Origin of the sequence: Sphingobacterium phlebotomi (assembly GCF_008180195.1) — a bacterium.
In the GTDB taxonomy this organism is placed as follows: domain Bacteria; phylum Bacteroidota; class Bacteroidia; order Sphingobacteriales; family Sphingobacteriaceae; genus Sphingobacterium; species Sphingobacterium phlebotomi.
This window is the reverse complement of the sequence record NZ_VTAV01000016.1, coordinates 34,721-56,699: the sequence shown is the minus strand read 5'-3', so window position 1 is coordinate 56,699 and position 21,979 is coordinate 34,721. Positions and strand designations below refer to the sequence as shown.

General features: G+C 39.0%; 21 protein-coding genes and 3 tRNA genes. 12 read left to right on the top strand and 12 right to left on the bottom strand.

Annotated features, from left to right (window positions below):
* The first annotated feature begins 187 nt into the window (after positions 1-187).
* Positions 188-1,156 carry an endonuclease/exonuclease/phosphatase family protein gene (locus FXV77_RS17810; protein ID WP_148920592.1) on the top strand — a complete coding sequence of 323 codons (969 nt, stop codon included), beginning with the start codon at positions 188-190 and terminating at the stop codon, positions 1,154-1,156.
* Positions 1,157-1,161: 5 nt separating this feature from the next.
* Here the strand turns inward: FXV77_RS17810 and FXV77_RS17805 are convergent, their stop codons facing one another.
* Complete coding sequence (locus FXV77_RS17805; RefSeq protein ID WP_148920591.1) at positions 1,162-1,407, bottom strand: hypothetical protein; 246 nt, start codon at positions 1,405-1,407, stop codon at positions 1,162-1,164.
* A gap of 149 nt (positions 1,408-1,556) precedes the next feature.
* On the opposite strand from FXV77_RS17805, the gene FXV77_RS17800 reads away from it, so the two are divergent.
* The 3 genes from FXV77_RS17800 (at position 1,557) to FXV77_RS17790 (ending at position 3,535) form a co-directional block, all read left to right on the top strand.
* Positions 1,557-2,024: a DUF2383 domain-containing protein gene (locus FXV77_RS17800; RefSeq protein ID WP_148920590.1), complete on the top strand. Its 468-nt coding sequence runs from the start codon at positions 1,557-1,559 to the stop codon at positions 2,022-2,024.
* 114 nt (positions 2,025-2,138) lie between these two features.
* Entirely contained in the window at positions 2,139-2,516 is a 378-nt protein-coding gene (locus FXV77_RS17795; RefSeq protein WP_148920589.1) for a hypothetical protein, read from the top strand.
* A 74-nt stretch (positions 2,517-2,590) separates the two neighbouring features.
* Positions 2,591-3,535 carry a helix-turn-helix transcriptional regulator gene (locus tag FXV77_RS17790; RefSeq protein WP_148920588.1) on the top strand — a complete coding sequence of 315 codons (945 nt, stop codon included), beginning with the start codon at positions 2,591-2,593 and terminating at the stop codon, positions 3,533-3,535.
* A gap of 102 nt (positions 3,536-3,637) precedes the next feature.
* Here the strand turns inward: FXV77_RS17790 and FXV77_RS17785 are convergent, their stop codons facing one another.
* Positions 3,638-4,111 (bottom strand): DinB family protein, encoded by a 474-nt coding sequence (locus tag FXV77_RS17785; RefSeq protein WP_148920587.1) that lies wholly within the window; start codon positions 4,109-4,111, stop codon positions 3,638-3,640.
* Positions 4,112-4,277: 166 nt separating this feature from the next.
* On the opposite strand from FXV77_RS17785, the gene FXV77_RS17780 reads away from it, so the two are divergent.
* Positions 4,278-4,365 (top strand) — tRNA-Ser (locus FXV77_RS17780).
* A gap of 84 nt (positions 4,366-4,449) precedes the next feature.
* On the opposite strand, the gene FXV77_RS17775 is transcribed toward FXV77_RS17780, so the two are convergent.
* Both FXV77_RS17775 and FXV77_RS17770 read right to left on the bottom strand, forming a co-directional pair.
* Positions 4,450-4,818, bottom strand: coding sequence for a hypothetical protein (locus FXV77_RS17775; RefSeq protein WP_148920586.1), 369 nt, complete (start codon positions 4,816-4,818; stop codon positions 4,450-4,452).
* Positions 4,790-5,263 carry a hypothetical protein gene (locus tag FXV77_RS17770; RefSeq protein WP_148920585.1) on the bottom strand — a complete coding sequence of 158 codons (474 nt, stop codon included), beginning with the start codon at positions 5,261-5,263 and terminating at the stop codon, positions 4,790-4,792. Before FXV77_RS17770 ends, FXV77_RS17775 begins: the two co-directional genes overlap by 29 nt.
* Positions 5,264-5,456: 193 nt before the next feature.
* Here FXV77_RS17770 and FXV77_RS17765 point away from each other — a divergent pair, with 193 nt between their 5' ends.
* Entirely contained in the window at positions 5,457-7,469 is a 2,013-nt protein-coding gene (locus FXV77_RS17765) for a M13 family metallopeptidase (protein ID WP_246162512.1), read from the top strand.
* A gap of 46 nt (positions 7,470-7,515) precedes the next feature.
* Here the strand turns inward: FXV77_RS17765 and FXV77_RS17760 are convergent, their stop codons facing one another.
* Entirely contained in the window at positions 7,516-8,640 is a 1,125-nt protein-coding gene (locus FXV77_RS17760) for a PAS domain-containing sensor histidine kinase (RefSeq protein ID WP_148920584.1), read from the bottom strand.
* Between the two features lie 516 nt (positions 8,641-9,156).
* Between FXV77_RS17760 and FXV77_RS17755 the strand changes: the two genes are divergently transcribed.
* Positions 9,157-9,669: an RNA polymerase sigma factor gene (locus FXV77_RS17755; protein ID WP_148920583.1), complete on the top strand. Its 513-nt coding sequence runs from the start codon at positions 9,157-9,159 to the stop codon at positions 9,667-9,669.
* A gap of 38 nt (positions 9,670-9,707) precedes the next feature.
* On the opposite strand, the gene FXV77_RS17750 is transcribed toward FXV77_RS17755, so the two are convergent.
* From FXV77_RS17750 to FXV77_RS17725, 6 genes are all read right to left on the bottom strand, one after another.
* Positions 9,708-10,154 carry a DoxX family protein gene (locus tag FXV77_RS17750; RefSeq protein WP_148920582.1) on the bottom strand — a complete coding sequence of 149 codons (447 nt, stop codon included), beginning with the start codon at positions 10,152-10,154 and terminating at the stop codon, positions 9,708-9,710.
* 172 nt (positions 10,155-10,326) lie between these two features.
* Positions 10,327-13,518, bottom strand: coding sequence for an efflux RND transporter permease subunit (locus FXV77_RS17745; RefSeq protein ID WP_148920581.1), 3,192 nt, complete (start codon positions 13,516-13,518; stop codon positions 10,327-10,329).
* Positions 13,519-13,559: 41 nt separating this feature from the next.
* On the bottom strand, positions 13,560-14,618 hold the full coding sequence (locus tag FXV77_RS17740) for an efflux RND transporter periplasmic adaptor subunit (RefSeq protein ID WP_148920580.1): 1,059 nt from the start codon (positions 14,616-14,618) through the stop codon (positions 13,560-13,562).
* Positions 14,619-14,642: 24 nt separating this feature from the next.
* Positions 14,643-15,962, bottom strand: coding sequence for a TolC family protein (locus tag FXV77_RS17735; RefSeq protein ID WP_148920579.1), 1,320 nt, complete (start codon positions 15,960-15,962; stop codon positions 14,643-14,645).
* A 23-nt stretch (positions 15,963-15,985) separates the two neighbouring features.
* Entirely contained in the window at positions 15,986-16,591 is a 606-nt protein-coding gene (locus tag FXV77_RS17730) for a TetR/AcrR family transcriptional regulator (protein ID WP_148920578.1), read from the bottom strand.
* Between the two features lie 143 nt (positions 16,592-16,734).
* A complete protein-coding gene (locus tag FXV77_RS17725) occupies positions 16,735-17,397 on the bottom strand; it encodes an NUDIX hydrolase (RefSeq protein ID WP_148920577.1) in 663 nt (220 codons plus the stop codon).
* A 142-nt stretch (positions 17,398-17,539) separates the two neighbouring features.
* On the opposite strand from FXV77_RS17725, the gene pfkA reads away from it, so the two are divergent.
* From pfkA to gap, 3 genes are all read left to right on the top strand, one after another.
* Entirely contained in the window at positions 17,540-18,535 is a 996-nt protein-coding gene (gene pfkA / locus FXV77_RS17720) for a 6-phosphofructokinase (RefSeq protein WP_394344151.1), read from the top strand.
* A gap of 67 nt (positions 18,536-18,602) precedes the next feature.
* Positions 18,603-19,451, top strand: coding sequence for a hypothetical protein (locus FXV77_RS17715; RefSeq protein ID WP_148920575.1), 849 nt, complete (start codon positions 18,603-18,605; stop codon positions 19,449-19,451).
* An 8-nt stretch (positions 19,452-19,459) separates the two neighbouring features.
* A complete protein-coding gene (gene gap, locus FXV77_RS17710) occupies positions 19,460-20,455 on the top strand; it encodes a type I glyceraldehyde-3-phosphate dehydrogenase (RefSeq protein ID WP_148920574.1) in 996 nt (331 codons plus the stop codon).
* A 60-nt stretch (positions 20,456-20,515) separates the two neighbouring features.
* Here the strand turns inward: gap and mnmA are convergent, their stop codons facing one another.
* A complete protein-coding gene (mnmA, locus tag FXV77_RS17705; protein WP_148920573.1) occupies positions 20,516-21,607 on the bottom strand; it encodes a tRNA 2-thiouridine(34) synthase MnmA in 1,092 nt (363 codons plus the stop codon).
* 186 nt (positions 21,608-21,793) lie between these two features.
* Between mnmA and FXV77_RS17700 the strand changes: the two genes are divergently transcribed.
* Both FXV77_RS17700 and FXV77_RS17695 read left to right on the top strand, forming a co-directional pair.
* Positions 21,794-21,866: transfer RNA gene (locus FXV77_RS17700), tRNA-Phe, on the top strand.
* A 39-nt stretch (positions 21,867-21,905) separates the two neighbouring features.
* Positions 21,906-21,978: transfer RNA gene (locus FXV77_RS17695), tRNA-Phe, on the top strand.
* Position 21,979: the final 1 nt, after the last annotated feature.

The following is a 21,979-nucleotide window of genomic DNA, read 5'->3' as shown; positions in this document are numbered from 1 at the left end:
TCTGGTCATTTATTTTTACCAAAATAGGCACTTTATATTGCCTTAATAGAAACTGATTATTAATCATTTATGAAATTTAATGGACTATTTATCTTTTCTAAACAATTTTGATACAAAAGGATAATCCGGTTTTCACAAGTACGTAACACGCATAGGCTAGCTTTGAAATATATAAAACAATAAGCACATGATCTTTGATATGGTTTGGCATAAAAAAAAGCAATGGCGAAACATAGCATCTGTTCTAACCTTTCCAATTGTTTTCGGTTATCTCGTCAAAACCACCCAATCTAATACCTATTCCACACTTTATAGTAGAAAGGACGAAAACTTATTGACATATTTAAATGAAGGAGAGCTATCGTTGTTGACGTATAATGTAGCGGGTCTTCCGGATTTTCTTTCGTCTGCGACCAGCTCTCGTGCTCCCAGTATGAAAGAGATCGCAGAGAAAATTAACCGTTTTGATATCGTCAATGTACAAGAAGATTTTCACTATCATCAAGATCTGTATGGAAATGGGAACAGACATCGCTATCGGACTGTGCATAAAATAGCGATACCATATGGCGATGGCCTGAATACCTTATCGAAATATCCTATCCGGAAAACGAAGCGTATTTCTTGGGGGCACTGTAACGGGTCAGATTGTCTCGCTGCTAAAGGGTTCTCCTTTACTCAAATCGAAATCGCAAAGGAGATTAGGGTGGACGTCTATAATGTCCATGCTACCGCTCACGACGATGAATCTGCAGCTACAGCACGGAAGAATAACCTACTGCAATTAGCTGATTATATCAATACCCACTCTACCGGAAACGCCATTATTGTGATGGGTGATTTCAATGCCCATTTTGGTGCTGCTTGGGACAACATGAGTTGGTTTACACAAAAAACAGGCTTGCGGGACGTGTGGACGACATTAATGAAAAATGGAGCGTATCCCGTTGCCCATTCCGCTTTCATTCCCAAGGAAAAACTAAGCCTTACAGACAACTGCGAAAGTATAGATAAAATCTTTTTTCGGAATAGTACATATCTTGAGTTTTCCCCATCACAATATAAAGTGGAAAAAAAATATTTCTCCAATAGCGATGGTATCACACTTTCCGATCATTATGCGATTTCAAGTATATTAAAATGGAAGAAAAAATAATAACATCAATCTACCTTCGTAAATTCCGCAATCAATTCATGTGTTTTCTCCTGAATATCTTTCGGAAGCTTATGAAATACATCTTGATCTAAAGTTAACAATCCCTCCTCCTCATAAATATCGGGCGTGTAAAAGCATTTATATAACGAGTCCACTTGTGATTTACTGGACTTAAAATATCCTTGAAACTCCGCTTCTATCTTATCTACGAGCTTATTAAGCTGCTCTTTTGTAATTGTATTGGTTTCCATATTCAAACGCACATATATCTTTAAAAACAACTGAACAGATTAGATGTTCTGATTATTTGTTATAAAAAACATCCCAATAAAAATTATCTTGTTAGAACTGAATCCTCATCAAATTGTTCTCTGAATAAACAACATCATATTTTTGTTATATGGAAAACAATCAAAATATACATACCGATCAATTGCAAGATTTAATCCAAATTTTGACCGAACGGATAGAAGTTTACACAAATGCTATTTCTTCGGTAGACTCTGATAAGGATGTAGATCTCATCGCTTTTTTTGAAAAATGTATGCAGCTATCACAACAATTTAAATCGGAGCTCCTGGTTATTTTACCGAAAGAGGGTTTATCACCTTCAGAAAAACAATGGACAGCGGGTACACTTTACAACGAATGGGAAAAACGAAATCCTTTCCCAGAGGCTTCGGGTCGCGAACAAGTACTCGAAGCGTGTAAAAAGATGGAAGAGATTATGCAAGACATTTTTAAACAGATACTTTCATCTAACAACAATTTCTCTGAAAATACTACAGCTATCCTCAAAAGCCAAGCAACGCTCCAACAAGAAATATATGAGCTCACAAGAGACTTGGGGAAGGAAAACAATAACTGAACTTGAGATAGAACAATGGTGTTAATTATTGTTAACAAATCTTGGCAGAAGTTTACTGGCACCCCTATTGTAACATATACATGACATTTAGTAGTTAATTAAAAAAGAGGATATATGAAAACGAGTATTAAAATTTTAAGTTTATTATTTATTACGCTTATCGCGTTTACTTCTTGTAGCAAAGACGATGACCCGGCAGACAATGATTTATTTTTGGGAAAATACGAAGGATCTGTGGCTTTTAATGGCCCTGATGACGAAGATGTATCTGAGTCAAACGGCTCGGTCACTGTTACGAAAGTAGGGAATAATTATACCTTCAATTTTTCGGACGGTATTCCGACCTTAGGTGATATTACAATGGAAAAAGGAGACAACAGTACACTCGTCTTTAGCGACGGAGAACTCGGAACCATCCGAATTACAGCCTCCAGATTAACCATTGCGTATGCGAGAGATAATCGTGTATGGACGGCAGATTGTTCCAGATAAAATAGCTACATAAAACGAAAGAAAGCCAATCTAAGATTGGCTTTCTTTCGTTTCAAAATGTTTATTTTTACAACATGGATGTTACGAAGCGGTTTAATAGAATCGTTGCCATTTATTTTCAACTGCAGGCAAAACCTATCGTAAGAGCACAGGATCTTGCTGAACAGTTCGACGTTAGTCAACGGACAATTTATCGTGACATAAAAGCTTTGGAGCAAGCGGGCATTCCCATTTACGGTGAAGCAGGTACTGGTTATGGTTTGGTAGAGGGCTACCGATTGCCTCCTACTAAATTTTCCAGAGAAGAAATCCTGACACTTGCAGCGGCAGAAAAGTTGATGCAGAAATTTGTAGACCCTGATTTGTTCCGACATTTTAGTTCTGTGCTCAATAAAATCAAGGCATACCTTCGTTATAGTGACAAGCTAAATGTCAACTTACTAGAAGAAAATATGTTGATGGGATCTCTTGCACATCGATTTAACGAGAACGTTCCTTCAGCACTATCTATATTGTTTGAAAGTATTGCGCAACATAAAGTGGTTAATATGGAATATCAAAGCAGTGCGTCCGTTAAACCTGTCCATCGTGAAATTGAACCTGTAGGTGTCTTCCATCAAGGAAATTATTGGTATTTTATGGCATATTGTCATTTACGTGAGGATTACCGTCAATTCCGCATCGATCGTATTCAGAAAATTCAATTAACATCTATTCCATTTACCAAAGAACACAAACCACTATCGCATTATTTAGCAAAAGAAGATCCTTCTCCTACTACAACTATACGTATCTCTGTTCCTTTAGTATATGCGCGTTACATGGAATGGGAACGCTCCTATTATGGCTTTATATCGGAAGAGATAACCGATACCGGTGTAATCATGACTTTCGAGTGTAAAAATATGGAGCACGAATTTGCCCGGTGGTATCTTATGTTTGCTGATCAAGCTAGGATTTTAGAACCGGAGGAACTAAAAGAACGAGTTAAAGAGTTACTTGCTAACATCCAACTTTGATTTACTCATTTTCCATCAGAAATAGAAAACCAATAGAAAATGCCTCTACGTTATCGATATTACATAGAGGCACTCCCTCAAATTACTTTCTCTTCTATCGCCTTAAGGTCTATCCCAAAAGAAAGGAGGTTCTATACCCAACGCCCGGAGATATACAAAACCTTGAGCACGATGGTGAACTTCATTATCTATAAAGTATAAGAGATTGCTGTATATCGGAAAATTATACTCTCCGAATAAGTTATGCGTAACGTGAAAGTCCTCTTCCGGAATTTGATTGAACAGTTCTATGATTTTAGGTGTATCGGCATCCCATTTCGCCAGAAGATCTTCTTTAGTCGTTAATGCCAATTTGTGGTCGTAAGACTGATCCTTTCGTTCGACAATTCCACGCAATCCGGGCTCTGCAATGGACAATAATTCCATAATCAAATCGGAAAATGTTCGCATTCCACCAATCGAAAATTCAAAAAGTTCTTTTTCCGGAAATTTTTCAAGTGTGCGGCGCGTCAAATCACGATGACCTAACCAATGTTTCAAAAACTCTTCCTTTGTTAAAATTGCTGTCGTTCCCATACTGTTAAATAATTAAAAATCAATAAATAATCTTGTTTTAATGCTATTACTAAAACAAAAGTATAGGTCATTGTGACAACCGTATGTCAGCAGGGATTTTCGGTATTCATATTTTTTTCTTTATTTATGTTTAGAAAATAAATATTGTATATTTGCATTCGCATTTGGAAAGGTGTCAGAGTGGTCGAATGAGCAGACCTGGAAAGTCTGTATACGGGATGACTGTATCGAGGGTTCGAATCCCTCCCTTTCCGCAAGGCTTCAGTCAACGATTGGAGCCTTTTTTAGTTTCTAGCATTTCGTTCTAGCATTAACTTAGGTATCCTCATCTTTTATCACTACATCAAGTTCCAATTGAAATAAATTGCGGATGCATGGAGGATTTCATGTGTATAGTTAAACTGAAAGTCGATATAATCTTGTCTGGAGCTTTCAACATCGGAACAACAAAACCGGCGATTAATATAGAAATGTAGACGGAAAGAACCTCTTCTCTCCTCTTCGCTATATTTAAAAAAAGAAATATCTAAACTGTCCACCTCAGGGGCACCGTCTTTATCTTCCAAATTGTCAAAGACAAACGCCTTGATATGTCCTATTTGCTGTTCCGTCAATATATCCAATAATATAATGGGCCGCTCCCTACATTTATCAAATAAAGATAGCGGAACCGAGATTTCAATGGTTATCGTGGGTTGGGTAGGCATACAACGTAATTTTTTCTAAAGTCTTCCATATTGAAAAATGTTTCTCTATTAATTTCCTTCGAATACTTTCGCCTAAAACTCCATAATTGGCAACTGCATTAAATACACAATAAGCAACAGCTTCCGACGACAGCGTATATAGTTCTTTATCAAAACAAATACGTTCTTTAGATCGCTGAACGATATAGGGTTTCTTTCTATTTCTTCGGAACGTAATATGCGGAATCAATAAATCCAATCTTTCTTCCCATTGACCGACATGCCGTAGTACGAACTGCTGTAACAGTTCCTCCTTTATCCTTATTCTTTCAGCAGGAGATATCCGACTCCCTTTAACATAGCAATGGATGATGCCGTCCTCTATATATGATGCCTTCTTATTAATAAATAACTTAATTGGCCAATGTTTGTCAAACACCTCCAATCGTTCTTCTGCCCATATCATGAAAGCAAGATACAGAAAAATTCAATTTTCCCCATGCAATCGTTACTTTTCATATTCTTAAGTTTTATTATGTTTGCATACTAAAACTAAATAACAAAATGGGAAACCTGCCCAGACTGATGAAACATAAATAGATTCACACTCTGCGCACCTTCTAAAAAGAGGAAAAGTTTTCAAATTAAAAAAACAATTTATGATGAAAAAATTTCTTGGATTGGCCACTGTTGTGGTGATGACAGCCGGATGTAACGGCACACAAGAACAACATCAAGCGATCGATTTATCACACATGGATACAACCGTACGTCCGCAAGATGATTTCTACCATTATGTCAATGGTAACTGGATGAAAACAGCAGAGATTCCAGCTGACAAGGCACGCTGGGGTTCTTTTGACGAACTTCGGGAAAACACGGATGAGGCTGTGTTAAAGATCTTGAAAGAATCGCTAAACGAAACATTTGAGAAAGGCACGGACGGACAAAAGATTGCGGATCTATACAAATCCTACGTCGATTTAGAAAACCGGAACCAATTGGGTATTACCCCGATCAAACCATATCTCGATAAAATTGATGGTATCAAAAACATGGATGACCTCTACAATTACTTTGTAGAAGTAGGTCCCGAAGGCGGGAATCCTTTTTTTGGTGGATATGTGTATGCACACATGAAAAACAGCGATGTTAATGCTGTCTATCTGGGAGGTGGAAGTCTCGGACTTGGTCGTTCCTACTATCAAAAGATAGACGATAAAAATACCGAGACACTGGAACAATATGCTCAGTTTGTATCCACACTTTATACCAAAACAGGTCAATTAACAAAAGATCTTAAAGGACCTAATATCGTTGCATTTGAGAAAGAAATCGCTTCTTATCTCAAAACCATCGAGGAATCACGCGATGCACAGAAACGCTATAATCCCGTGGCTGTTGCTGATTTGAACACCATGATTAAAAACATCGACGTAGCGAAATATATCAAGGAAATGGGCTTTACAGCTGATACGGTTATTATTAGCGAGATCGAGTATTACAAAAACCTTGACAAAATTATCGCACCGGAAAAGCTACCACAAATCAAGGAATATCTGAAGTTCACCGTCATGAATGATGCGACGAACTATTTGTCTACTGAGCTCGACGAGTTAGCTTTCGGGTTTTACGGACGACAACTCAAAGGGCAAAAAGAGCAGCGTGATATGGAAAAGCGCGGGTTAGATTTTGTAAACGGTTCAGCAGGCGAGTTGTTGGGTAAACTGTATGTGAAAGAAAATTTCCCTCCGGAAGCAAAAGCTGCTTGTGAAGAGTTAGTGCAATACCTTATCAAGTCTTTCGAAGTACATATCAACGATTTGGATTGGATGTCTGCCGTAACCAAAGAGAAGGCTTTAGAAAAATTAGCGAAGTTTAACGTTAAAATCGGTTATCCGGATAAATGGAAAGACTATTCAAAGCTGGAGGTGGGAACGTCACTCTTTGAGAATGTTCATGCCCTTAATCGTTGGTCTTTTGAAGACAATCTGGCGAAACAAGATAAGCCTGTAGATAAAACGGAATGGGGCATGACGCCACAAACAGTCAATGCGTATTACAGTCCATTGTTCAATGAGATTGTTTTCCCTGCTGCCATCCTTCAACCACCTTTCTACGATTATCGCGCTGATGCCGCAGTCAACTTCGGTGGCATAGGCGCAGTTATTGGACATGAATTATCGCACGGATTCGACGATTCTGGTTCGCAGTACGATGGTAACGGAAACCTCAATAACTGGTGGACACCCGAAGATAAAGAAAAATTTGATGCTGCTGCAGATGCACTCGTTGCACAATTTGAAGCTTATGAACCTGTACCGGGTGTTTTTGTCAACGGACGCTTTACATTGGGTGAAAACATCGGCGATCTCGGTGGTTCGTCGGTAGCTTTTGATGCCTTAAAAATGTACCTAAAGGACAAAGGAGATCCTGGATTGATTGATGGTTTCACACCAGCGCAACGGTTCTTTTTGTCTTGGGCAACTATCTGGCGGACCAAAACGACGGATGAGTTTGTGGTAAACCAGGTGAAAACCGACCCACACTCTCCGGCACAATACCGCGCTTTTGCTCCCATTGTCAACCTTGATGGTTTTCACGAAGCATTCGATACAAAGGAAGGCGATAAGATGTATAAGCCAAAAGAGGAACGTATCAAAATCTGGTAGGCATATCTATAAAAATCCTGTATCACTTGATACGGGATTTTTATTTTTAATTATCTATCCGTTCCTCATCACCTCCGCATTCAGCGAATTCCGGAAAAGATAATTCGACAATCGTCCCCTTATCGACCGAACTGGAAAGTGTAATTTCACCTTTAAGACGGGTCATGATTTTCTTTACTACACATAATCCTATGCCGGTTCCGGGAAAACCTTCCGTATTGGATGCCCGATGAAATTGCTGAAAAACGGCCTCCAATTCCTTTTTTGGGATTCCGATGCCATTATCTCCTATCGTATATACGATATATCCCAGCTTTTTTGAACTGTTAATCTCTACGACAGGTTTCTCTTGCTTGGAAGAGTATTTCACGGCATTACCAATGATACTGAAGAATATCTGATAAAATACGCTCTCATCACCATACAATGATTCCAATCGGCCGATTTTGAATATACAATCAGGACTAGTGTATAGCGTTTGGCTTTCCGAACATATTTTCCGAATAGTCTTTTCTAATAAAACACATTCATTATCGTATTTTAAAAGACGTGTTTGATTCAGCTGGATATTATGTCCAATAATACTCTCAATGCTGGCGAGAGCATCCAAAATAATGGTGGTCCATTTATATTTCTCAGATTCATTAAGCGCATCTTTTGCCCGCAGGTATTGCGTCCCCATTTTTGCTATAGACAGTGGGTTTTTTAAATCATGAGATAAAGTATGCGTCAATATCTCCAATTCATTGTTGAATGTAATAATAGCATTCTGCTCCTGTATCTTTTCCAAAGCATGTCGATGGGATGATACGTCGGTTGCTGTATGGACAATAGCATATGTTTTCCCTTCTTCGTCCACAATAGCCTGATAAATAAAATCAAAATATTTGGATTTCGTAATTCCATTAATTGTAACGTCTGCAGGATACTCCTTTGCTTCATAAGTTTCGCCTGTTTTCCATACTTTTTTCAATATTTCCGTAAAGCCCTGCTCTGTAAATTCTGGAAAAACAGTGCCAAAGCATTGTCCGATAATCTCCTCGCCACGCCCCCATATCTCAAACATAGCACTGTTGACGAACGCAATACGAATATCTTCGGTGTCATAAATTGCAGTAGCCCCCCTAGACTGCCTTAGGATTTCTAAAAAGAAGTTCTCGTATCGATTCATGTCTATGATAAGCAGGCTGTATTCAAATTATCCACAAGATAACAATTGTTGCGAAATTTTGTTTTTATTTTCCGAGTTATATAACAAATTCAAACAAATTACGGTACGCTAGTACTAAAATAGATACAATGGCCAAACTTTTCATTAGAACAATTAAAGTCTGAATTAAATAAAAAAAAGATAAAAAGATAAATAAAGGACACGTTTTTGCGTAAAATACCTACCCACTATTTCAGTGTATATATTTTTATTGTATTTCATGATATTTATACGCGCCGAACGGTAAAACACCTGTTTTGATTTTTTTATTGAAAGTAGATAATTTTAAAGAAAATGTATAAAATAAGCTTCTCTCGATGATTTAACCTTTTAGACAAAACTTATTTCCCTTATACGTATTTTCATCGTATTTCTAACTTGATCCTTGTTTCTTGGTTCTTTTCAGATTTGTTTGCATTGTTTTTGTTTCATCTTACCGACACAATCGAACGTAAACTAGATAAAAACATCAAAACTATGGAAAGCAAAAAATTAAATCTAGCGCTATTAGAAAATCAGAGCATTTTGAAGAATATAGCGTTTAAGTTTACTAAAGACCCGGAAGAAATCAACGAACTTGTTCAAGAAACATTGGTTCGTTCTATTAAGTATCTCGACAATTTTTTTAATAACCCAAAATTGGTTTCATGGTTATATGTCATCATGAAGAACGTATACATTAACCATTATCGACGTAATCAGCGCCATACCGAATACGAACACTTTCAAAGTGCGGGATACCGAGAAGAAGGTTGCTCAGAGCCATTCACAACCAATACCGTAGAAGGAAAATTTGTGATGAAGGATATACAAGATGCGTTAAAGAAGTTACCGCAAGATCATTATGAACTCTTTGTACAATACATGGAAGGATATAAATATCGTGAGCTTTCCGATCACTTTGGTTTACCTGAGGGAACTGTAAAAACCCGCATCCATCATACGCGAAAGTTTCTTCAGAAGCAGTTATCGATATATAAAAAAGGATAAAATGAGAGGAGACGTAGCATGGCTACGTCTCCTCTATCTCAAATAGACCGTTTATATCCCGGCTTGTCCATTAAATTATCCAAAGAATACTTTCCAGAACCTACGATTAGAAATACTAACAACAAAATTAAAACCGCTAAAGAAATCCAAAATTCGGAATTTAGAAAATTAAAACCGTTTGTAATATTTACAAAAAACACTGCCCCAATAAGTATCGGGATCTGAAAAATAACGGCAAGTCGGGTTTGGAAACCGAAAACAATAAACAATCCGCCCACAAGGTGAGCGAATACCACGTAATGAACTGCCGACCATATAGAGAGCTGAAAGTTTGTTTGTCGTATAAGATCAGCGACAGCATCTCGATCATTTACGAAACTTATCCCCTTAGCAAAAATAACAATACCAAGAAAGATTCTTAAGATATCCAACCAGCGCGGGTGATGCGCATCGCCCCATTGACCAATTTTTTGTACAACGTTCATATTACCTCCTTTTTTTGAACATAAAAACATTTATAGCCATTATATAATTTTAAGGTGCGGTTTATAACTATAGATTGTACAAAAATCGTGCAATAAAAAGAAAGAAACAAAAAGAGGTCAACAGCTAAGTGTGTTGACCTCTTTATTTATCTAGTTCGTAGTTTTTTAAAAACTAATACTTGACTTCCATCTCGTCTACGTAATCTTCATTTTCCACATAATCAGCGACCATTAGCTCTGCGTAATCCGCTTTCTCTTTTTTGCCAAACCTTCTACTGATACCATCAAAAATTGAATACACCACAGGTACAACGACCAATGTTAGGAAAAGTGATGACAAGAGTCCGCCAATGATAACGATGGCAAGTCCTCTGTTCATATCCGCGCCATCTCCGGTAGCTAAAGCAATAGGTATCATCCCCACCACCATCGCAATGGTTGTCATCAAGATGGGGCGGAAACGTGCATGGTTTGCTGCAACCAGTGCATCATACGTACTTGCACCGGCATCTTTCCGGTGATTAGCAAAATCCACCAATAAAATGGCATTTTTCGCCACCAAACCAATCAACATGATGATACCCAGAATGGTAAATATATTCAAAGTTTGGTTTGCGATAGCCAGTGCCAACAAAGCACCAATAAAAGACAATGGGATAGAAAATAACACCACAAATGGCGTCATAAAGCTATCATAAAGTGCTACCATGACTAAATATACCAATAGGATAGCGGCGATCAATGCAACACCTAACGTACCAAAACCTTCTTCCTGATTTTCCATGTTACCGCCCCACATATAAGAAACCCCGGGTTTCAACGTAATGGTATTGTTATCAATCTGATTCTGGATTTCCGTCTCCCATTCGGTCGCTACCGTACCCACCGGGCGACCAACCACTTGCGCCTGCACAGACACGGATGGCGATTTATCCCGACGTTCTAATAAACTCGGTCCAGAAGCAAACGTCACATCCGCAAATTGCTCTAATTTAATCGCCTGTCCCTGTTCGTTGATGAATTTTAAGTTTCGGACATCGTCGATATTTCCACGACCAAACTCATCGAAACGGATATTAATATCATATTCCGTATCGCCTGCACGGTATTTGGTATCGGTATTCCCAGAGAAAGCTGTTTGCATAGTCATACCTACCGTTGCTACATTCAATCCCAACCTATTCATTTTGTCGCGGTCTACTTGTACGCTAATTTCTGGATTACCATCTTCCGATGTTAATTCGATTTCTGACGCACCGGATACACCGCGGAGAATATTGGCAAAGGTACGCGCTGTCTCCAACGCATCTTCTGGAGACGCTCCAACGACTGTCATCATCAATGGTGCTTGTTCTGCGCCCATAATCCCCATATTAACGGTTTTGAGTTTGGCCCCCACCAATACATTCTCCATTTCGCGCTTTAACTTTGCAGAATAAACTTTGGTGGACTCAACTTTATTATACCCGTTCTCTAAAATAATATGAATCTCTGCTTTATATTTTGTGCCACCAACGTTCATCATACCATCAGAAGCCTGTCCGACAGTCGTGATCATGCGTTCAATTTCCGGTTTCTGCGCTAAATAGTTTTCCGCATTTTGAACCATAAAGTTCGTCTGCTCTAATGAAGCATCTTTGTTAATCTCCATTTGCAGATAAAACTCTCCTTTATCATTACCCGGAAAAAAGTCTGAACCAATATAGCCCATACCAACCAGCGCGAAGGAAGCGAATAGTAACCCTACAGAGATAAGCAATACAATTACTTTATTCAGCCGACGTCTCAACGACCATTTCAGTATACCGGAAATCCAGTTTGTTAATCCAGTCAGACCGTTTTCAAAACCATGCAGTATACCGCCAAAGAACGATTTTTTATTGATATGAGAAAGTTTTCCGAGACGAGAATATAGCCATGGTACGATCGTAAACGACACCAAGAACGAAAGCAATGTGGAAACCATGACCGTTACACAGAACTGACGTAGTATGTCGGACACCAGACCCGATGACATGGCTATCGGTAAGAATACGACTACGATAACCAAAGTAATCGCCGATACCGTGAAACCGATCTCTTTGGCACCATCGAAGGAAGCACGCACCTTGTTTTTACCCATCTCCATATGACGGTGAATATTTTCAATGACCACAATCGCATCATCCACCAAGATACCCACCACTAATGATAGCCCTAAAAGAGACATCAAATTTAGCGTGTAACCTAGCATATTCAAAAAGATAAATGTAGCTATCAACGATAAAGGAATAGCCACTACGGCAATAAAAGCATCCCGCAAACTGTGCAAGAAAAATAACATAATAAACGCTACCAAAGCAATCGCAATCATCAAGTCATGAATCACGTTATTCGCAGCAGTCAATGTATAATCTGTCGTATCGTTCGCAATGATAATATTAACGCCCTCTGCTTGATAATCTGTATTGACAATATCGACCTCCCCTTTTACTAATTCCGAAACCGCGACAGCGTTAGCGTCAGACTGCTTAAATACCTGCATCAAGATCGTATTTTGGCGATCGATACGTGATATTTTTTCAATATCTTTAATACCATCCTGTACATCTGCAATGTCGCGTAAACGAATAGCCGCTCCACCCGGAGTGGTTATAGGCAAATCGCGTAGCTCGTCAATGCTTGTAAATTTACCCGCCAAGCGTAAAGTGGTCTGATTGTTTCGTGTTCTTACGTTACCCGTTGGGAAATCAAGGTTGGCGGAAGCTATAGCCTGTTGTACCTGCGAAACAGAAAGACCATAACCTTCCAATTTATTAGGGTCTATACTAACCTGAATTTCCCGTTCTTCTCCACCAATCATATCAACCTTCGCAACACCATTGATACGGGCAAAAACAGGTTGAATTTTCTGGTCTAGTAAATCGTACAAGTCTTTTTCAGACAGATTGGAAGTTACTGATAAATTCATGATAGGCACATCATCCAAGGAGAATTTGGATAAAGCTGGTGTTTCCACATCGTCGGGAAATTCATTGACGACAGCATTTATTTTCCGCTGTGCATCAGTAAGCAGGAAGTTGACATCCGCTCCTGTATTAAGTTGGATCATGACGACAGAAACAGATTCCATAGACTTGGACTCTATTTTCTTGACATTTTCCAATGAGGCAACGGCATCTTCCACCACTTTCGTTACGGAAGTCTCCACCTCAGAGGGCGCCGCACCTGGATATATAGTTTGCACAGTGATAACATTGACCTCAAATTTTGGTACAAGTTCGTACCCCATCTGGCTATAAGAAAATATTCCACCAAGCGTAAGTATAATAAACAATACGATTATGATACTCGGTCTCTTTATCGATATTTCAGAAATCTTCATTGAAATAATTTGTTTTTTGCGTGTGTGATGAAACGCACTCGCTATTTAATAATTTCTACTGGTGTTCCGTCCAAAAGGTTGATTTGACCGGAGGTCACAACTACCGTACCTTTTTCTAGGCCGGAAACAATTTCGATGTAATCACCAAAGCTTCTTCCAGACACCACATTTTTCAAAGTAGCTTTTCCGTCCTCAATGGCAAAGATTTGATTAGAGCTCACACTTCCTACAAAAGCATTACGTGGTACAATCAAGGCATTAATAGCTTCTTCACTACCAAAATAAGCAGTACCGTACATCCCAGCTTTCAAATCGTTGGTTGCGTTATTCTTTATCTCTAACTCCACAGGAAAATTCAAACTACCATCTGCTTTAGGCGCAACAAACGTTACAGTCCCGTTGAAAGCTTGGTTCGGCAATACAGGTGATTCTACCTTAACGGATTGCCCTAATTTAACCTGTCCGATATTCTTTTCATCTACATTTATTTTCAACTTTAACGTAGAGACATTGACCACCTCAAACAACTCCTGCCCGGGATTTACATAAGAACCCGGTTCAATATTCCTTTTGTTAATCACCCCTGCGAAAGAGGACGTAATATTTACATCAGAAGCAGACAATTGTGCTGATTTCAAACTGTTTTTGGCATTTTCCAATTGGAGTTTCGTTTGATCTAATTGTTGTTTGGTGACCCCTCCTGTAGCATAGGCACTCTCAAAACGAGCAACTTCCGCTTCGGCATTTGCATAAACAGCCTGTGCATTCGAAACGTCTACATTTAGTTTATCGCCATTAATAATCGCGAGGGTCTGACCAGCTCTTACATAGGCACCTTCCTCTACTAATACGCGAACAACCTTGCCCGAAGCTTCTGCCGACAACATCACTTCTTGTTTAGGTGCAAATACACCGTTCGTTATATATTGTGTGTTTACATCTTTAAAATCTGCTGTATCTGCACGAACGGCGACTGCTGCGTTTTGAATGGCTACCGTAGCCGTATCAGCTTCATTTTTAGCCTTGTTCTGATTCAAAATAAACACAATCCCCGCTAAAGCAGCAGCAATGATGATTACCGTTAAAATTACCCGTTTCATATTTGTTATGTATAAATAAGTTGATTATTCGTTGATTAATGTTTTTAAATTTCCGTTTGCTTTAATAAGCTGTATTTCCGATAACTTGTAATCTAGCAACGAAGTATTTAGATTCGTTTCAGCATCTGCCAATGCTTTCTCCGCATCCAGCAAATCTGTCAACGTGGCTAAACCATTATTATAGTTGTTTTGTGTATCGCTCAAAACCTCTTTGGCGAGCGTCACATTTCTGCGGTTTGCATCCACCGTTAATAAACTGTTCCTAATCTGAGTTTTAGCATTTTCGTTCGTTAAAGAAATACCCAGCTTCGTATCTTCTAATGCCGTGCGTGCTTTTCTGATATCAATATCCGCCTGATTAATTTTCGCCCGTGTCGCTCCTCCTGTAAAAATCGGTATCGACAAATTCAAACCGATACTGGAGGTTTTGGGCCACATAAAATCTCCTCCGATTGGAAAACCTTGACCAAACCCACTAAATCCGAAGTCAGTCCCTAACGATAACGTAGGATACAAACTTGCTTTTTGAGCTCTTTTATTCAATTCATACAACTCTATTTGTTTCTCACTCAAAAGGACTTCCGATCTATTTTCGATATCATTGGTTTGCAATGAAATAGCCGGATTGATTTCAAATGTTTCTTCAGGAAGTTCAATCCCCATTTCCATTGGCATACCGATCGCGAATTTTAAGGCATTTTCTTTGAGTTGCAAAGCACTCTGTATCTGCGTTTTTTGCGATTCAAGATTGTTTACCGCTACCGATAAACGATCTAAATCAATCTTTTTCGCGAGACCGGCGCCCACCATGCCATCAATGATTTTTTTTGTTTTGGTCGTGTTATCCAGATTATTCTGTATAGTCTGCAATTGCAATTGTGTTTGGAAAATATCGTAGTATGCATTTGACACATTTTCAATTAGTTGCTCATCCGTCAATTGCGCATTAAGCTGATAGAACTCCCTTGTTGTCTTTGCCGCTTTCAATCCAGTAAAGAGGGATTGGTTAAACAATTGCTGATTCAATGAGACAACGGCTGTTGAATTCCAGGGTTGTCCCATTTTTGCAGTAATCGTTTCTCCACCAAACTCAAGAGCCATTTCCGGAATAATAATATTATACTTCAATGTCCCCGATGCATTGATCTGAGGCAAGGCTCCCGCCCGCACTTCATCAATCTGATATTGTGCGTTTTCAACCTCCAGCTTAGCTGTTTTAGCTTCCGCCTTATGCTCCAACGCATACTTTATCGCTTCTTCCAGCGTAAGTACTTCTTGTGCCCAAAGGGGGTTTATCTGAAGGAGCAGTCCTACAGCTAAAATACTTAAATATTTAAATCTCATTTTTGAAAACATGAACTGAAAAACTAATTATCTTGTACTATCTTATTATTAAATATAAATTTTGTGGCTTTCTTTTGGCTTTCTAATATGACATCGACATTATATGCATTCGGCATTCCAGAAATCATATCAGACACACTACGGATAAGGCTCAATCCCTCCATGATTTCTGTATAGGATGTCGCTGCCTCATTTATAGAATTTACTTCAATTTCCCCATATTTGGTCGCACGTTCCAATAAATCCTCTACTATCTCTATATTTTTGTAGTGAAACTCTTCCAAAAGTGTACCTATCCCCTGTCCTTTTATCCATTCTAGATTTTCGTTAATATGAAGGACATAATAGTCTTTTAAAAAGTCAGCCTTAACCTCTAATAATTTACACAAAACATCCAATAAGCTACCATCATATTGATTAAGAACGGCATACTGTTGCGTAAGAATCTCATCCGATATATAGGCTAGCACATCTTTTATGAGCGCATTTTTGTCGGGGTAGTAGTAATATAAGTTGGCTTTTGTAATATTCAAATCAACCGCTATCTCGCTCATGCTGGTTTTATGAAAACCATAATGCGAGAATCTTTTTAGCGCTGCTTGAATAATCTGTTCCTTTTTACTATCCATTCTTGACTTTATACTTTTTGACTTTTTTCTAAAAACGTTCAAAAGTATAAAAACAAAATGAAATGGTGAGAAACAATTTATAAACAAATTGTAATCTTACTGTAAATTAACTAACGAATGATTGGCATCATACCGTCAATTTGTTACATAATGCTTATTTGTTTTTGGAATTTCCGCTTATCAAATTTATATAATCTTGCTGCCCTATAAGAGACACCCTTTTGCACCTCGGGTAATTCCTTAAGAAACCCGGCATTGGCTATTTTTTTACGGAAGTTCCGCTTGTCGAGCGTTTTACCCAAAATAGCTTCATATACTTGTTGTAACTGCGTTAACGTAAATTTCTCCGGCAAAAGTTCGTATACTGCGGTCGAGTAATTAATGGTATGTTTTAACTTTTGTAGACTTTGCTGAACAATTTGAGCATGATCAAAAGCCAAGTCGGGTAATTGATCTATCGCGAACCATTTTGCTTGTCGCATATAGGAAGTCATTGGCTTAATCTTAGACTTTACATCCTCATATTTCACAATAGTTGAAAAGGCAACGGTCAGTATCCTCCCTTCAGGATGTCGCTTCACACCGGCAAATGCTCCTAGCTGCTCCATAAAAACATCCTTTAGTCCTGTGTGTTCGTACAAGATACGTTTCACGGCGTCTTCCATTTCTTCGCCCTTTTGGGCAAAGAAACCGGGTAAAGCCCACCAATCTTTGTAGGGATATACGTTTCTTTCGGTCAATAATAACTGAAGTTTACCTTCGTTAAAACTGTATATTACACAGTCTATGGTGAAATGAGTTTGCAAAACAATTTGATTTTTAAAATCTGTAAGTGTAACGTGTTTTTTATTGATATGCCAATATCCACCAATATTATCACAATAATCCAAAAAAAACAAAAAAAATTTAATAGTGTAAAAAATACACACTATATTCGTAAAACCTAAAATGAGTAATCGAGTGGAAGAAATAACAAGAATCGGCGTATTCACATCAGGGGGAGACGCTCCAGGAATGAACGCTGCTATCCGTGCTGTTGTGAGAACAGCGCTACATCATGACAAGAAAGTGACTGGTATTTATCATGGCTATCAAGGCATGATTGATAATACTATGTTTGATATGGACAGTAAGTCAGTTAGTTCTATTATACAAAAAGGAGGAACTGTACTTAAAACAGCCCGCTGCATGGAATTCAAAACAGTGGAAGGACGCGCAAAAGCGTATGAGAATATTCGGGCAGCCGGGATTGATGCATTGGTTGCTATTGGAGGTGATGGTACGTTTACAGGTGCAGAAATATTTTCGCGCGAGTTTGATATTCCTGTGACATGTATCCCCGGAACTATTGATAATGATCTAAATGGAACGGACCTTACTATTGGTTATGATACGGCAAATAATACCGTTATCGAAGCGATTGATAAAATCCGTGACACAGCAGCTTCCCATAATCGTTTATTTTTTGTTGAAGTCATGGGACGTGACTCTGGATGTATTGCGCTCAATGCCGGTGTAGCTGGTGGAGCTGAAGCCATCCTCCTTCCTGAAAAGGACACCGCAATTGACGAGCTTATCGAAATGCTGGAACATGCGGCCGATAGAAATAAGTCGTCTATGATCGTAATTGTCGCAGAAGGTGATAAAAACGGTGGCGCTAATAATGTGGCAAAACGTGTCAATGAAAAATTTGATTATTATGACACAAAAGTTAGTATATTAGGGCATCTACAACGGGGCGGGGCTCCTAGTAGTGCAGACAGGGTATTAGCGACTCGTATGGGCTACGCAGCAGTCAATGAGCTTTTAAAAGGCAATACAAGAGCTACCATGGGGGTTCGTGGATCAGAAATGGTTACTACTCCGTTGGAGGAAGCACTCAGTAAAAAAGAACTGAAACTTAATGAAGACCTTGTTGAAATTGCAAAAATAATGGCTTTATAAAGATTCATTTTTTATTTTTGCCTTTTTAAGCGAGATTTGGCGAACTTATCTTTAGATATTTTTTATAATGATTGTAGTTGTTTTTAGTGGGTCAAGATATGCAGACTGGCGGATTGCGGATAAAAAACGTGTACTCCACGGCTTTCGCACACCAGGTATCAACTCCTATATACAAGATGAGCGGTATATCACGCAACTACTGAACAAAAGCAATCATTTAATAAACAATGCAGAAAAGATTCGTAAAATTTTCTTTTTCGGTGCCGGTGTATCTTCTCCCGAACGCCAGCAAAAGATAGAACAGACATTTGCGCAATTCTTTAAAAATGCCAAAGTAAAAGCAGGGCATGATATGGAAGCCTCAGCAAAGTCAACTTTTGGGGACGAAAAGGGTATTGTGGGTATTATTGGTAGCGGTTCGAATGCGGCTTATTATAATGGCAAAAAAGTCTTATCTAATAATTATGGCATGGGTTATATCTTAGCCGATGAGGGGTCGACGAATTGGTTAGGCAGACAATTATTGAAAGGTTTTTTAACAGAAACAATGCCGAGTAGTATCCGCGAAAAATTACTGCATAAATATAACATAGACAGACGTTCTATACTGGAACGAGTATATTATAATCCTAACCCAAATTTGTTCTTAACAAGCTTCGCTGATTTCATTTATGAACATCGAGATGAGCCCTATTTTACGCAACATATAAAACGAGGGCTGGAAATATATATCAAAACATACTTGATCCCGTTATCGGAAAGTTATCCAGATAGTCAATTTAACTTTACGGGATCAGTAGCCAACAATTATGCCGATTGGTTGCGTGAATTGGGAGCAGAACATGGGTTACATATTGGCTCTATCATTAAAGAGCCTGTTCAGAACTTAATAAAGTATTACATTAATAAAAACTAATAGAGAAAATGAAAATTGGAATTAACGGATTCGGCCGTATTGGCCGTTTAGCTTTTAGAGCTGCTATCAACCGCAGTGATATTGAAGTTGTAGGTATCAATGATTTGGTGGAGCCTGATTATTTGGCATATATGCTAAAATATGACTCGACACACGGTAAATTTGATGGTACTGTAGAAGTTAAAGATGGACATTTGGTAGTCAACGGAAAAACAATCCGTGTAACGGCTGAAAAAGACCCTGCTAACTTAAAATGGGACGAAGTAGGTGCTGAGGTGGTTATCGAATCAACCGGTTTCTTCTTAACACAAGAAACGGCACAAAAACATATCGACGCAGGTGCGAAAAAAGTAGTGATGTCTGCACCCGCAAAAGACGATACACCAACATTCGTAATGGGTGTAAACCATAAAGAATTAAAAGCAGAGTACACTATCGTTTCAAACGCTTCTTGTACAACCAACTGTTTGGCACCTATCGCAAAAGTATTGCACGACAACTTCGGTATCCTTGAAGGATTAATGACAACTATACATGCCGTAACTGCTACACAAAAAACGGTTGACGGTCCTTCGGTAAAAGACTGGAGAGGTGGTCGTGGTGCTTACCAAAACATCATCCCTTCTTCTACAGGTGCGGCAAAGGCTGTAGGATTGGTTCTTCCAGAATTGAAAGGTAAATTAACAGGTATGTCTATGCGTGTTCCGACAGCGGATGTCTCTGTAGTTGACTTGACAGTTCGTTTGGAAAAGGGTGCTTCTTATGAAGATATCAAAAAGGTAATGAAAGAAGCTTCTGAAGGTGAGCTAAAAGGTATTTTAGGTTATACTGAAGATGAGGTGGTATCTTCCGACTTCATCGGTGACGCCCGTACATCTATCTTTGACGCAAAAGCAGGTATCTCGTTGAATGACAACTTCGTAAAAGTCGTATCTTGGTACGATAACGAATGGGGTTATTCCAACAAAATCATCGATTTAGCACAAGAGGTTGGTAAGTTATAATCTCTCTCTAATGGATAAAAAGAAAGGCTCGCATAGCGAGCCTTTCTTTTTATTTTCTTTCTATTTCATCAAAAAACCACCACCAAGTAAATCACTTCCCTCGTAGAATACGGCAGATTGTCCGGGTGCAATGCCCTTAACACGATGCGCAAAATCTACCTGCATTATATTTCCTTGCTGCGTTATAACAGATTGCGCTCCCGCATCTTTATATCGTATTTTCGTTATTGCCTCCATCGGTTCTTCTATCGAGGCGTATTTAATCAAATTGATGTCACGCACAAAAGCTTGTGATTTTTCCAGTTCATGCTCTTCTCCCAACACCACCGTATTGCTCTCGGGCAGTATTTCAATTACGAACATCGGTTTACCTAACGCAATACCCAACCCTTTCCGTTGACCAATGGTAAAATAGGGATAACCAATATGTTGACCTACCACCGTACCGTCAGATAACACAAAATTTCCTGATCCGATTTCATCATCGAGTGTCGGACGTTTATGGCGCAAAAAAGCACGATAATCGTTGTCCGGCACAAAACAAATTTCATAGCTTTCAGATTTCTTGGCCAACTCCTCCTGTCCCATCTCCAAAGCCATTTGGCGGATTTCCTGTTTGGTAAAATTACCTAGCGGAAACTGCGTCCGAGCGAGGTTGTCTTGCGATACGCCCCATAGCACGTACGATTGATCTTTATTTTCGTCTCGTCCTTTGGATATAACATACCTTCCATTATCGTGCAAGCGAATATTCGCGTAGTGTCCGGTTGCGATAAACTCACAGTCCAGCTTATCTGCCCGCTTCATCAGTGCTGACCATTTGATATGGGTATTGCAGAGCACACAAGGATTGGGCGTACGCCCAGCGATATATTCGTCAACAAAATTATCGATAACAAAATCGCCAAACTCATCCCGTATATCCAATATATAATGTGGAAAACCATACCCTACAGCCAATGCCCGGGCGTCGTTTATACTGTCCAAACTACAGCAACCCGTTTCTTTGGACGAACCACCAGCTGAGGCATAATCCCACGTTTTCATGGTGATACCGATAACCTCATAGCCCTGCTCATGTAACATAATGGCCGCTACGGAACTATCTACTCCACCACTCATCGCGACCAATACCCTGCCTTTTTTACTCATATTAATTTTGTGAAGTGCAAAGATAGGTTATTTGAGACAGAGCCGTGTTTATTTCGTGTAATTTTATCTTAATCAGAATCAACAAGTTGAAAAATACTTTAAAAATAATGCTGACAAAAGTTTTAGATTTCAAAAAAAGAACATAGATTTGCATCGCAATCAAGGGATAAAACCTTGGTTGTGAAAGGTGCCATAGCTCAGTTGGTAGAGCAAAGGACTGAAAATCCTTGTGTCGCTGGTTCGAATCCAGCTGGCACCACAAATCTGAAAGTAACAGATTCCAAACAAAAACTTAAAAGGTGCCATAGCTCAGTTGGTAGAGCAAAGGACTGAAAATCCTTGTGTCGCTGGTTCGAATCCAGCTGGCACCAC